Origin of the sequence: Rodentibacter ratti, assembly GCF_002000485.1 — a bacterium.
Classification (GTDB): domain Bacteria; phylum Pseudomonadota; class Gammaproteobacteria; order Enterobacterales; family Pasteurellaceae; genus Rodentibacter; species Rodentibacter ratti.
Map to the genome: position 1 here is coordinate 79,444 of NZ_MLAJ01000001.1, position 13,660 is coordinate 93,103.

Consider the following 13,660-nt stretch of genomic DNA (forward strand, 5'->3'; position numbering starts at 1 on the left):
AAATAATCATTATGTTATTGAAATCACGCTCTGAACAAGCGAGCGTATTTTATGATAAATTTCAATAAACAAAAAATTTAATTTACAAAATTCTCATAATTTTGTGATGAGTATCACATTTAATAGTTAAATTTTAAACATCGTAAAAAAATACTGTTTAAGGTACTGTATTAGTGTAACGAGTCCCAATAGCCCTGTTTTTTATCTAACCTTTAAAATTGTATGCCTACTATCAAGTCATAATGACTGATCTTATTTGGTAATTCTATCGTTCGCTGATAGACTACTGTACGAATGAATATTCAATATATCTAGCCGGCAAAGAACAAAATCAAAATATATTATTTACTTAATAAGGAATAGAAATGGCTCTTATCCGCTGTCCGGAATGTCGTCAAAAAATCAGCGAACACGCCCAAAGTTGCCCGCATTGTGGCTTTTCTTTTAAACCAGAAGACATCGTAATCTATAAGCAAAAATTAGAAGAAAGACGTTTGCAAAATGCGGAAATTAACCGAAAAAGTATCAAATTACACTTAATTTGGCTTTGTATCTTTGCTTTATTTATCGTCATTGCTGCTTTCATTACCCAATCATAAAAAATGGGTTGCCGTTGCAACCCATCAATTCTCTTAAAATATTGACCGCACTTTATGCTTTTTTCACATCTAAACGTTCAAAAGCGAGGACTTTGTTTTCGAGTTTACGCAATAATAAGGTTGCGATCCCTGTAATCACAAGATAAATCCCCCCGGCAATACCATAAATCGTGAGAGCATCGTACTCTGTACCGTAAAGCTGACGTGCATACCCCATAATATCCATAATCGTGATGGTTGAAGCCAATGCGGTTCCCTTAAACACTAAAATAATTTCGTTACTATAAGAAGGCAATGCCCGCTTTAATGCATAAGGAATCAAAATCTTCAATGTTTGCACACGGCTTAAACCTAATGCCGCACAACCTTCCCATTGTCCCTTTGGAATGGCTTTTACTGCGCCATGAAACAATTGTGTTGAATAAGCTGCACTGTTTAATGCCAACGCCAATGCGGCACAAAACCAAGCATTCGATAATATATGCCAAAAAGGGCTATTCACTATCCATTCAAACTGACCCGGGCCGGCATAAATCAAAAAGAATTGCACAAGCAATGGTGTACCGGTAAACAAAGTCAGATATAAATTGACCGCACTTTTTACCCATTTATTTTCCATAGAAAGCAAAAATGTGAGGAACAACGCTAAAAAAAATGCAATCAATAATGAAACAAAGGTGAGTAACAAACTCGTTGGAATTCCCTGTGCAATCACCGATAAATATTCTTGAAACATTATTTCACTCCTCTTTCAAAACGGGTAAAACGTTGTTCTAGACGATGAATACCGAACTGACTTACTAATGTCACAACCAAATAAATTAATGCGGCAATTCCATACCAAGTAAAAGGCTGATGGGTATTGGTATTAATCAATTGAGCTTGACGCATTAAATCATCAACACCGATAAGGGAAATTAATGCAGTATCTTTCAGGAGCACCAGCCATTGGTTACTCAATCCCGGCAAGGCGTGACGCCAAACCTGCGGCATAACAATATGAATAAAGGTATAACCTTTGCTCAATCCCAGTGCGGCACCCGATTCCCACTGACCTTTAGGGATAGCCTGAATCGCACCGCGTAAAGTTTGTGAGGCATAAGCGGCAAAAATAAGAGATAACGCAAACACACCACAGCCAAATGCACCAAACTCAATGTATTCTCCGGTTAACATTTCAACAATTTCAGTTGAACCGAAATACACAAGCAGTACGACAAGAATTTCCGGCAATCCCCGCAATAATGCAACAAAAACTGCTACCGGCTTTCCTACAAATCGGTTTGCTTCCAATACAGCGAATACCACGCTCAATAGCAAACCAAACACTAAGGAACAAACCGCAAGCCCTAATGTCATTAGGGATGCGGTAAACATTAAAGAAAGAAAATCAGCAAACATAGATTATTTCGTCATCCATTTATCATAGATTTTTTGGTATTCACCATTTGCCTTAATTGCTGCCAAACCTTTATTCAAACTTTCAGCGAGTGCTTTGTTTGATTTATTCATTGCAATGCCTAAACCATTACCAAAATATTTTTTATTGGTCACCTTATCACCGACAAATTGAATTTCAGGTTCTTTATTAATCATATCCGCAAGCACGGCAGTATCACCGAAAATAATGTCGATACGTCCGTTTTTTAAATCCAAGATCGCATCTTGTAAGCTAGTATAAGCCTTTGGTGAATATTGTTTCGTTTCGGCTACCGTATATTGTTGGAAAGTGGTGCCATTTTGTACACCGATATTTTTTGCCGTTTCCAATGTAGCCTTACCTTTAAATGCCACATAGCTTGCCGTACTGTCGTAGTAAGCATCGGAAAATAACACTTGTTTTGAGCGAGATTCGGTAATATCCATAGCAGAAATCGCCGCATCAAAACGTTTTGCTTTTAAATTTGAGATTAATGCATCAAACGACTCGCCTTTAAATTTACAGGTGGCTTGAATTTCTTTACAAATTGCATTTGCTACATCAACATCAAAGCCAATAATCTCACCTTTTTCATTGGTAAATTCAAATGGCGGATAACTTGGCTCCATCGCAAAAGTAATTTCTTGTGCATTTGCCATTGCTGCGGAACCCAATAATACTGCACTTAAAAGTAATTTTTTCATAATTTCTCCTTATTCCTTAATGGGAAAGATATTGTTTAAATTGCTCGGTTTGCGGATGTTCAAAGCAGTCTGCAGATCCCATTTCCACAATCTTGCCTTGTTCCATATATACCACTTTTGTCGCGACCTTTTGGGCTACATTCACCTCGTGCGTCACCACTACTTGTGTAATGCCGGTTTGCTGCAATTCCTTAATGATATCTACCACTTGCGCAGTGATTTCCGGATCCAACGCTGCCGTCGGTTCATCAAATAGCAGCACTTGCGGTTTCATCATCAACGCCCGAGCGATCGCCACTCGTTGTTGTTGACCACCCGATAAATGTAGCGGGAAACGATCAGTATATTCTTCCAAGCGTAAACGTTTTAATAATTCCATTGCTTCTGCTTTTGCCGTTGATTCATTTACGCCTAGCACTTTCATCGGTGCTTCAATTAAATTTTCAATCACAGTCAAATGCGGCCACAGATTATACTGTTGAAATACCATTCCCACATCTTGACGTAACTGACGAATTGCTTTCGGATTGGTCGTCGCTTTTGATAAATCAAATTCATTATTCGCAATACTGAGTTGTCCCGATGTCGGCACTTCTAATAAATTCAAGGTTCGGATTAACGTACTTTTCCCCGCCCCACTGGGGCCAAGTAATACCACGGTATCCCCTTCTTCCGCCTCCAAATTAATATCAAATAATGCTTGGGAAGCCCCATAGAAAAAGTTTAAATTTTTAACACGAATAGCCATTTCAATTCTCTTTGCTTTACAATATGAACAAATATTACGTTTTTATGCATATTTATGCAATACTTTAAAATAAAAAATCCCAAAAATATTTTGGGATTTTACAAAACAGTACTATAAATGACCGCACTTTAGGCGCCTTTTGCCATTTCAAACTCAATGAGCATCATCAAAATATGGATCACTTTAATGTGAATTTCTTGAATACGATCCGCATAACGGAAATGCGGTACACGAATTTCCACATCAGCAAGCCCGGCCATTTTTCCACCGTCTTTCCCTGTCATCGCAATCACTTTCATCCCTTTGGCTTTCGCTGCCTCAATCGCATTCAATACATTTTTAGAATTGCCGGATGTGGATAAACCAAATAACACATCGCCTTCTTTCCCTACCGCTTCAACATAGCGTGAAAACACATAATCATAGCCAAAATCATTACTTACACAACTTAAATGGCTCACATCAGAAATCGCAATTGCCGGATATCCCGGGCGATTTTCACGATAGCGCCCCGTAAGCTCTTCCGCAAAATGCATGGCATCACAATGTGAACCGCCATTACCACAAGATAAAACTTTGCCACCTTGTTTGAAACTGTCAGAAATTAACAGTGCCGCCTGCTGAATTAATTTAATGTTATTTTCATCTGAAATAAATTTATTTAATACATCCTGTGCTTCCACAAGTTCTGCTTTGATTTGCTCCAAGTACATTTTTGCTCCTTTTAGAAAATGAGAAATTTTCGCAACATTGTATAGCAGATAATGCCTTTTATCTAGACTGAAATACATATTCAACATTTTTGCTTCATTAAACATTATTTTTTCGAACAAGATCGCAAAGCAAACTCAAAACACTTTTAAAAGCAACCGCACTTTTTTAGTCTTTAACCAATTTTGACCTAGAAATAAAAAGGAATCTTATGAGCTTACTCCGTACCCTCTTCATATTATTTTTTAGCATAACCGCTTATGCCAATATTGATGTAATGCTTTTGAAAAACTATGAAGATCAAAATGTGGAAGGATGGGTGATGTCCGAAAAACTTGATGGAGTTCGTAGCTATTGGGATGGCACACAACTATTAACACGGCAAGGGCAACTGCTGTCTCCGCCTGCTTACTTTATCAAAGATTTTCCGCCTTTTGCTATTGACGGTGAACTGTTTAGCGAACGTAATCACTTTGAAGAAATATCTTCTATCACTAAATCCTTTAAAGGTGAGCATTGGGAAAAACTCAAGCTATATGTATTTGATGTGCCGAATGCAGAAGGAAATTTATTTGAACGGTTGAATGTACTAAAAACTTATCTTTCATCACACCCTACGCCCTATATTCAAATCATCGAACAAATCCCTGTACGAGATAAAGCCCACTTGTATGAATTTCTAAAAGAAGTCGAAAGCCAACAAGGAGAAGGAGTGGTAGTAAGAAATCCCAATACCCCCTATGAGAGAAAGCGTAGTGCACAAATACTCAAATTAAAAACAGCTCACGATGAAGAATGTACTGTGATTGCACATCACAAAGGCAAGGGACAATTTGAAAATGTGATGGGATCATTAACCTGTAAAAATCATCGGGGCGAATTTAAAATCGGCTCAGGATTTAATTTAGGAGAACGCGAAAATCCCCCTGCAGTAGGCTCAGTTATCACCTATAAATACCGTGGATTAACAAATTCCGGTAAACCTCGATTTGCCACTTACTGGCGGGTAAAGGAAAGTCATCAAGCAAAATAAAGGCCGGTAAACCCAGCCTACTAAAACTATCCGTGATAACGCCCTACGCCTAGCTCATCTTCTTTTCGTGTTCGGTTCATCACTTCTTGTGGTGATTGCGCAATACGCAATCCCATTTCCTCTTCAGTACGAACTACTTCACCTCGTAGAGAATTGGTATAGACATCAGTGATTTTCACATCAACAAATTTTCCGATCATCTCAGGCGAACCTTGGAAATTCACAATACGGTTCGTTTCCGTTCTTCCGGTAAGTTCCATGATGTCTTTTTTCGATGGACCTTCAACCAGCACCCGTTGCTCTGTTCCCAACATACGACGGCTAAATTGTGCCGCTTGCTGATTAATACGTTCTTGCAAGACATATAAGCGTTGTTTTTTCTCCTCTTCCGTCACATCATCCGGCATATCGGCAGCCGGTGTTCCCGGACGGGCGGAATAAACAAAACTAAAGCTCATATCAAAATTCACTTGAGCGATAAGATTCATGGTTTGCTCAAAATCTTCTGCGGTTTCTCCTGGGAAGCCCACAATAAAATCCGAGCTGATTTGAATATCGGGACGGACTGCACGTAGCTTACGAATAATGGATTTATATTCTAATGCGGTATGGCTACGTTTCATCATTGTGAGCACACGATCAGAACCGGATTGAACCGGCAAATGCAAGAAACTCACTAATTCCGGCGTATCACGATAGACATCAATAATATCATCGGTAAATTCAATCGGATGGCTTGTGGTAAAACGTAAACGGTCAATGCCGTCAATGGAAGCCACTAAACGAAGTAATTCCGCAAAACTACAAATCTGACCATCATGAGTCGGTCCACGATAAGCATTCACATTTTGACCGAGTAAATTGACTTCGCGTACACCTTGTTCCGCTAACTGAGCAATTTCAAATAATACATCATCCACCGGACGGCTGACTTCTTCACCACGAGTGTAAGGCACTACACAGAAAGTACAATATTTGTTACATCCTTCCATAATAGAAACAAATGCCGTCGGCCCTTCCGCACGAGGTTCCGGTAGGCGATCGAATTTTTCAATTTCAGGGAAACTGACATCCACTACCGAGCTTTTACCACCACGAATTTGGTTAATCATTTCCGGTAAGCGGTGTAATGTTTGCGGCCCGAAAATAATATCTACATAAGGTGCACGATGACGAATATGCTCACCCTCTTGTGATGCGACACAACCGCCCACACCTATGACTAAGTTTGGATTATTCTTCTTTAGTTCTTTCCAGCGTCCTAACTGATGAAATACTTTTTCTTGCGCCTTTTCACGGATAGAGCAAGTATTTAATAATAATACATCCGCTTCTTCAGGAATCTCTGTCAATTCAAGTCCATGGGTGCTTAATAACAAATCCGCCATTTTTGACGAATCATATTCATTCATCTGGCAGCCCCAAGTTTTAATATGTAATTTTTGCGTCATCTTTCTACAATTGTGAGTCAATCCAATAAAAACAGTCGTCTATTGTACAAATTTGTACTCATTCTTACCAGCCAAAATTTACGTCTTGCGGTCTTTGCAAGTAAAAAAGTGCGGTCATTTTTGACCGCACTTTTATCATCTCTAATACCCTTCTTCCTGCATATTCGGTAAGAATACTGCCTGTCGGATTCGTTTCACCGTCGTTACAATCGAACCATCCGAATGCAATTCAATTTCCCGCCAACCGGGCTGTGCTTCATCCAAGGCAAAATGCTGACTATCCGCTTTAAATTGAATACAGGTTGAAGGTGTTGCCATAACTTGATAACCCTGCCAAAAGCTATCCACCTGTTGATGAATATGCCCATATAAGATCCCTTTCACATTTTTGAAGTCTGAAAGCACATCAAATAAATCATGGGAATTACGTAAATTATGCTGATCGAGCCACGCCGAATTGGTTGGCAATACATGGTGATGGAACACAATTAACGTATGACGTTCGGGATATTGTTCCAATGTTGTTCTCAACAAATCCAGTTGATATTGACTCAATTCATCATGAGGCACGCCGTAAACTTGACTATCCAGCAATAAAACCTGCCAATACTTTCCCAACAGAATATGTTTTGCCTTTTCCATAGGAGGTTGATTTAAATTTTCGACCATTTTGGGTTGAAAATCATGATTACCGGGTATCCAAAATACCGGCAATCCGAAAGGCTTTACCATGTTCACAAAACGCTGATATCCCTCATCACTACTATCTTGCACTAAATCACCTGTCGCCAATATGGCATCAAATTCAGTATTTTCTTGTTGAATTTCTTTCAAAACCTGTGCAAAACTCGCCTGCGTATTCACACCCAATAATTCATTTTCTTCATCTTTAAATAAATGTGGATCGGTAATTTGTAACAATTTCACCATCGGCTTTTCAGTCCGATAGACAAACGTATTTTTCATAGATGACTCCTAACTTCATTGCCAATGTTGTTGCAACTGAGCATAATTTAATTGAAGCCATTGCAAACCCATCACTGCAATGCTGTTATCAATTTTCCCTTCGCACATCCAATGATACGCTTGTTCACGTTTCATAACGTGTACTCGAATGTCTTCATTTTCGCAAGCCAAACCATGAATCCCTTTTGCTTTTGTACTATCCACTTTCCCTGCAAATAAATGAATCCTTTCAACGACACCACCAGGACTATCCCATACACTTAAGCAATGCGTTAAATTCGTTACACTCACACCGGCTTCTTCTTCACTTTCACGTAAAGCAACATCTTCCGGTCGTTCACCTTTTTCCACCATACCGGCAATCAACTCCAACAACCAAGGGGAACGATTTGGCTCAGGATGATAAGCCGCCCCAATACGAACCTGCTCGACCAACACCACCGCATCTTTTTTCGGATCATAAGCAATTACAGCTGCAGCAGCACCTTTAATAAGCAATTCGCGTGTGACAATTCCACTTTCACCACCGGCAAAAAGTTTGTGTTTAAATTGAATTTTCTTGAGCGTGAAAAATCCGTCATACACGACGTCCTCATTAAGAATTTCAATATCACGCTGATTAAACTGTTGAATTTCAGACATCTTTTTCTCCAAATACTGCGGTAAAAAATCATACGCTCAAAAGACGATAAAACAAATAAAAGGTTTATACTTTTTGTTGAAACTTTGACATGGCTCACAAAAAATAAAATGCCATGATCGTTTCTTCACCAATCATGGCATTTTTCTCAAATGAATAATACTAATGTTCTTCAGCCCAAGGCTTCCGATTCCCGTGATGCTGAATATTTACTTCACATAATCTTTTAATCAAGGCCTCTCTCACTCCCGGCACTGCTAATAAAGACTCTAACTCCTCATTACCTTGTATATTTATCATTTTCGTCAAGTCAGTACTGTAATTCACAGTATATTTAGCAGATCCTACGCCAACTTTACCTAGCTCTTGTAATTTTTTATAGACGTGTCGGTCATTAAGGATTCCCGAATACCAACTTCGTGATATCTCTATAGCTAAATGTCGAGGAAATGCATAAGTATTTGTATCTATATGACATTCCTGATTATTAAAATTAAAAACTAGAGGGTATGTTTTATCAGAGTAAATAATATTTATATCAACAGGCTTACTAAGTTTCCAATAACCAAGAGATTCCCAATCATCCGAGCAAATAAACTCCTCTCCATTTAGGGAGTAAAAATCTCTTAATGAATAAGCAAAATCAGCCCCCTTATCTAACACTTCAACAAGAGCTTCAACATGATTTGGTTTGTACCAATTATCATCATCTAAATAACAAATAATATCTTCTTCAACCAAAAATGAAGCTATCGCATTAATACCACTATTCACCATACCATTTTTCCCTGTGTTCATAGGAAGATAGGTAATAACAAGATCTTGATAAGGCTCAACAAGTCCTTTTACTTTCTCCGAAAATTGTTCACCATCAACAAAAATATAATGACGACATGGATAAGTTTGTGCTTTTACACTTTCAATCGCACGAACCAATTCATCACGCCCGATGGTAGATGTAATAACTGCTACAGTCTTGTTTGTTTGTTTGTTTGTTTGTTTGTTTGTTTGTTTGTTTGTTTGTTTGTTTGTTTGTTTGTTTGTTTGTTTGTTTGTTTGTCATGATTTTATGTCCTCCATAGAATAAATAAATATTTGTTAATCAAAACTATTGAATCAAATTCAAAATCCGCTTATCCGATACTTGATATTTCGTACCCAACTGCTGGGCAAATAAGCTCACTCGCAATTCTTCGATCATATAGCGAATTTCTGCCACTTCATCAGAAATCGGTTTGGATTTTGGTAATTTTGCCAATAATTGCTGATAGGCTTGTTGCACTTGTTCCACGCGTAACATTGCCGCACGATCACGGTTTACATCTTGAGTGAGTTTGTCGATACGTTTATCAATAGCTTGTAAATAACGCAATAAATCCGACAAACGATTATAGCCGCTTTTTTGCACAAAGCCTTGATACACCAAACCACTCAGTTGTGATTTAATGTCTGAAAGGGCAAACGCCATAGTAAAATCCATTTTGCCTTTTAAACGTTGGTTTAATGCATGGTTAAAAGTGAGAATTTGTTCCACTTTTTGTGCAATATCAACCGTCACATCATTCAAATTTTCACGCACAAAATCCCGTAATTTTTCAAAGCCCTCTTCGCTCCAGACAAAACCACCAAAATCCATAATGAGTTTATCCACCGCACAAGCAATGCAATCATCAATTAAATCCAATACCCGTCCAAAAGGCGTGAAATAAAGCCCAAGTTTGGATTTATTTGGCAATTTTTCGTGTAGATATTTAATCGGTGAAGGGACATTAAGTAGTAATAATCGGCGTAACCCTTGCTGCATTGCCACCTTTTGCTCAAACTCCGTTTCAAAAAGTTTGATCCCCACCGATTCTTTTTCATCCACCAGAGCAGGAAACGCCTTCACGCTGAAACCTTGTTTTTTTTGTTCATAAAATTGCGGTAAATCAGCAAAATTCCAAATATGCACACCTGTCTGTTCAATGGCATCATCCGCTACGGCAGCAATGCTTTCTTGTACACGCTCTTTGAGTTCAAATTTGAGCGTATCCAAATCCATGCATTCGGCAATTTTCCTTCCTTTTTCATCGATAACACGGAAAGTCATTTTTAAATGGCTTGGAATCTGTGCCCAATTCCAATGTTCTGCTTCTACGGTAACCCCCGTCATCCGCCGCAATTCATAGATAAGAGTATCCAATAACGGTTTTTCTAAAGGAATAGCACGACCTAAAAAAGCCTGAGCATAATTTGGAGCCGGGACAAAATTACGTCGGTATGATTTTGGCAACGATTTAATCAAAGCGATCACTAATTCCTCCCGTAACCCCGGAATTTGCCAGTCAAAACCTGTCATTTCCACTTGATTAAGCAATGGCAACGGAATATGTACTGTCACACCGTCGGCTTCTGTTCCCGGTTCAAATTGATAAGTGAGCTTAAGTTTCAGATTCCCCTGATGCCAAAAATTGGGGAAATCCAGTTTACTGACTTTATCCGCCCCTTCATTTATGAGAAAAGCCCGTTCAAAATTCAGTAATTCCGCATCCTGTTTTGAAACTTTCTTCCACCAAGTATCAAAATGTTTTTGCGATACCACCTCTGTGCCGATACGTTGATCGTAAAATTCAAAAAGGGTTCGCTCATCAACCAAGATGTCCCGACGACGGCTTTTATGTTCCAATTCCTCTATTTCATTAATCAACCGTTGATTTTGTTTGAAGAAATGATGTTTTGTATGCCAATTTCCTTCCACCAAAGCTGATTGAATAAAAATCTCTCGGCTCACAACAGGGTCGATAGTGCCATAATTTACCGGCCTTGCCATTACAATTGGCACACCGTATAAACTCACTTTTTCATCCGCAATCACAGCCCCTCTTGACTTTGACCAGCGAGGCTCGGCATAAGATTTTTTCACTAAATGCTCTGCCAATGGCTCAATCCATTCAGGTTCAATTTCTGCCACCATGCGACCCCAAAGTTTTGAGGTTTCCACTAACTCTGCCGCCATCACCCATTTCGGTTGTTTTTTGAAAAGGACAGAGTTAGGAAAAATCGCAAAATGGGCATTACGTGCGCCAAGATACTGTTGTTTTTCTACTTCTTTCAGCCCGATGTGGGACAATAAACCACTTAAAAGTGCGGTATGAATTTGCTGATATTCTGCTTTTTCAGAATTAATCGGTAAGCCCATTTCACGCACCGATAGACGAATTTGGTGATAAATATCCTGCCACTCTCGGATGCGTAAATAATTTAAGAAATCTTTTTGGCACTGGCGTCGAAATTGATTTTTGCTCAGTGCTTTTTGTTGCTCTTGAATATAGTGCCAAAGATTTAAGAATGCCAAAAAATCCGATTTTTTATCGGCAAAGCGGCGATGTTTTTCATCTGCCGCTTGCTGTTTTTCAATTGGGCGTTCACGAGGATCTTGAATGGAGAGTGCAGAAATAATCACCATCACTTCATAAACACTCGAAAAATTGACCGCACTTAACAACATTTTTGCCAGACGGGGATCAACCGGAAGTTGGGCGAGCTGGCGACCGGTTTGGGTCAATCGGCGTTTTTCGCCAAACTTTGTTTTAATGGTTTCAAATGCCCCCAATTCTTCCAACAATTTCACGCCGTCTTGGATATGCCGTCTATCCGGCGCGTCAACAAAGGGAAATGCTTCAATATCATCCAAACCCAATGCCGACATTTGTAAAATAACGGAAGCCAGATTCGTGCGTAGAATTTCCGGATCGGTAAATTCCGGGCGAGAATTAAAATCTTCTTCCGAATAAAGACGAATACAAATGCCTTCACTCACACGACCACAGCGCCCCTTGCGCTGATTAGCGGAAGCCTGTGAAATCGGCTCAATCGGTAAACGTTGAACTTTTGTTCGGTAGCTATAACGGGAAATCCGTGCGGTGCCGGGGTCAATCACATATTTAATCCCCGGTACGGTGAGAGAAGTTTCTGCCACATTCGTTGCAAGGACGATGCGATTCAATCCGCTAGGATGAAAAATTTTATTTTGTTCTTGAGTCGAAAGACGGGCAAAGAGCGGTAAAATTTCTGTGTGTTTTAAATTTTGCTTTTGTAACGCTTCTGCCGTATCACGAATTTCCCGCTCACCATTCATAAAAATTAAAATGTCGCCTCTGCCTTCTGCCTGAAGCTCATCCACTGCATTTAAAATGCCTTGTAGCTGATCTTGATCCTCTTCATCAACAATTGGGCGATAACGCACTTCCACAGGATAGGTTCTACCGGATACCTCAATGATCGGGGCATGGTTGAAATGTTTAGAAAAACGTTCCACATCAATGGTGGCGGAAGTAATGATAATTTTTAAATCAGGACGGCGTGGCAAAAGTTGTTTGAGATAACCGAGAATAAAATCGTTATTGAGGCTGCGTTCGTGGGCTTCATCAATAATTAGACAGGAATATTGATTAAGAAAACGATCCGTTTGAATTTCCGCCAGCAAAATTCCATCGGTCATCAGTTTAATTTGGGTATTCTCACTGATTTGGTCATTAAAACGGACTTTATACCCCACCAAATCGCCCAATTCTGTTTGTAATTCTTCTGCGATGCGTGTGGCAACAGAACGGGCGGCAATGCGGCGGGGCTGGGTATGCCCAATCATACCTAAATGCCCTAATCCCAGCTCCAAGCACATTTTCGGCAATTGTGTAGTTTTGCCCGATCCCGTTTCCCCAGCCACGACAATAACTTGATGTGCCGATAGCAGTTTTTCAATTTCCGTTCTGCGTTGGCTAACCGGGAGATCTTCAGGAAAAACAATCGGATTTTTGACCGCACTTTTACGCTGCGCAACACGCAATTTTGCCTGTTGAATTTGTTGTTCAATTTCCGATGCTACCGCTTGTTGAGCCTCTTGATGTTTAATTTTAGCGATACCCTGAATACGTGAAAATAACCGACGCTGTTCTACAAGCATCAGGTTATCAAGTTGAGAAAAAAGAGATTGTTGTAAAGGATTAAATTCGGATTTTATCGTTCTTTTCTTCATTCTGATTTACTTTTTATACTACCGTAAGCCAAGCAGAGCCAACCAACTAAAAATAGCGTACCGCCAATCGGTGTGATCCAGACAATTCCTTTACTCACACCCAAGGCAAGAGCATATAAACTACCGCTGAACAACAACATTCCCACAGTCCATGCCGTGGCAGCCAAGTTTGCAAATTTATCATTTCGCCACACGGACAGCCCGACAGCTAAAATCGCTAAAGTATGAAATAGTTGGTATTTCAAACCGGTATCAATCCATTCCAGTGCTTTGGCATCCAAAATATGAGTCAAACCATGTGCGGCAAATGCTCCCAAAGCCACACTGAAAAAACCGCTTAATGCAGCGATAAATAGCCATTTATTTTTCATTTA

At 39.5% G+C, this 13,660-nt stretch carries 13 protein-coding genes; 2 read left to right on the forward strand and 11 right to left on the reverse strand.

Annotated elements, in window-relative coordinates; all coding sequences use genetic code 11:
• Positions 1–365 precede the first annotated feature (365 nt).
• A complete protein-coding gene (locus BKG94_RS00365; protein WP_077433122.1) occupies positions 366–599 on the forward strand; it encodes a zinc ribbon domain-containing protein in 234 nt (77 codons plus the stop codon).
• Between the two features lie 52 nt (positions 600–651).
• On the opposite strand, the gene artM is transcribed toward BKG94_RS00365, so the two are convergent.
• From artM to lpcA, 5 genes are all read right to left on the reverse strand, one after another.
• Complete coding sequence (gene artM, locus BKG94_RS00370; RefSeq protein WP_077433124.1) at positions 652–1,335, reverse strand: arginine ABC transporter permease ArtM; 684 nt, start codon at positions 1,333–1,335, stop codon at positions 652–654.
• Positions 1,335–2,000: an arginine ABC transporter permease ArtQ gene (artQ, locus tag BKG94_RS00375; protein ID WP_077433126.1), complete on the reverse strand. Its 666-nt coding sequence runs from the start codon at positions 1,998–2,000 to the stop codon at positions 1,335–1,337. The genes artM and artQ overlap by 1 nt, the downstream gene beginning before the upstream one ends.
• Before the next feature lie 3 nt (positions 2,001–2,003).
• The gene (locus BKG94_RS00380; protein WP_077433128.1) at positions 2,004–2,723 is read right to left on the reverse strand and encodes a lysine/arginine/ornithine ABC transporter substrate-binding protein; all 720 of its coding nucleotides are present in this window, start codon (positions 2,721–2,723) and stop codon (positions 2,004–2,006) included.
• Between the two features lie 16 nt (positions 2,724–2,739).
• Positions 2,740–3,471, reverse strand: coding sequence for an arginine ABC transporter ATP-binding protein ArtP (gene artP, locus BKG94_RS00385; protein WP_077433130.1), 732 nt, complete (start codon positions 3,469–3,471; stop codon positions 2,740–2,742).
• Between the two features lie 128 nt (positions 3,472–3,599).
• Entirely contained in the window at positions 3,600–4,184 is a 585-nt protein-coding gene (lpcA, locus tag BKG94_RS00390; RefSeq protein ID WP_077433132.1) for a D-sedoheptulose 7-phosphate isomerase, read from the reverse strand.
• Between the two features lie 209 nt (positions 4,185–4,393).
• On the opposite strand from lpcA, the gene BKG94_RS00395 reads away from it, so the two are divergent.
• On the forward strand, positions 4,394–5,215 hold the full coding sequence (locus BKG94_RS00395; protein WP_077433134.1) for a DNA ligase: 822 nt from the start codon (positions 4,394–4,396) through the stop codon (positions 5,213–5,215).
• Between the two features lie 26 nt (positions 5,216–5,241).
• Here BKG94_RS00395 and miaB read toward each other — a convergent pair whose 3' ends face one another.
• The 6 genes from miaB to BKG94_RS00425 form a co-directional block, all read right to left on the reverse strand.
• Entirely contained in the window at positions 5,242–6,666 is a 1,425-nt protein-coding gene (gene miaB, locus BKG94_RS00400; protein ID WP_077433136.1) for a tRNA (N6-isopentenyl adenosine(37)-C2)-methylthiotransferase MiaB, read from the reverse strand.
• Positions 6,667–6,807: 141 nt separating this feature from the next.
• Positions 6,808–7,632, reverse strand: coding sequence for a 3',5'-cyclic-AMP phosphodiesterase (gene cpdA / locus BKG94_RS00405; protein WP_077433138.1), 825 nt, complete (start codon positions 7,630–7,632; stop codon positions 6,808–6,810).
• Positions 7,633–7,647: 15 nt separating this feature from the next.
• Positions 7,648–8,274 carry an ADP-ribose diphosphatase gene (gene nudF / locus BKG94_RS00410; RefSeq protein WP_077433140.1) on the reverse strand — a complete coding sequence of 209 codons (627 nt, stop codon included), beginning with the start codon at positions 8,272–8,274 and terminating at the stop codon, positions 7,648–7,650.
• A 160-nt stretch (positions 8,275–8,434) separates the two neighbouring features.
• A complete protein-coding gene (locus BKG94_RS00415) occupies positions 8,435–9,208 on the reverse strand; it encodes a glycosyltransferase family 2 protein (RefSeq protein WP_077433277.1) in 774 nt (257 codons plus the stop codon).
• Between the two features lie 172 nt (positions 9,209–9,380).
• On the reverse strand, positions 9,381–13,286 hold the full coding sequence (hrpA, locus tag BKG94_RS00420) for an ATP-dependent RNA helicase HrpA (RefSeq protein WP_077433142.1): 3,906 nt from the start codon (positions 13,284–13,286) through the stop codon (positions 9,381–9,383).
• Complete coding sequence (locus tag BKG94_RS00425; RefSeq protein ID WP_077433144.1) at positions 13,283–13,657, reverse strand: DUF423 domain-containing protein; 375 nt, start codon at positions 13,655–13,657, stop codon at positions 13,283–13,285. The genes hrpA and BKG94_RS00425 overlap by 4 nt, the downstream gene beginning before the upstream one ends.
• Positions 13,658–13,660 lie beyond the last annotated feature (3 nt).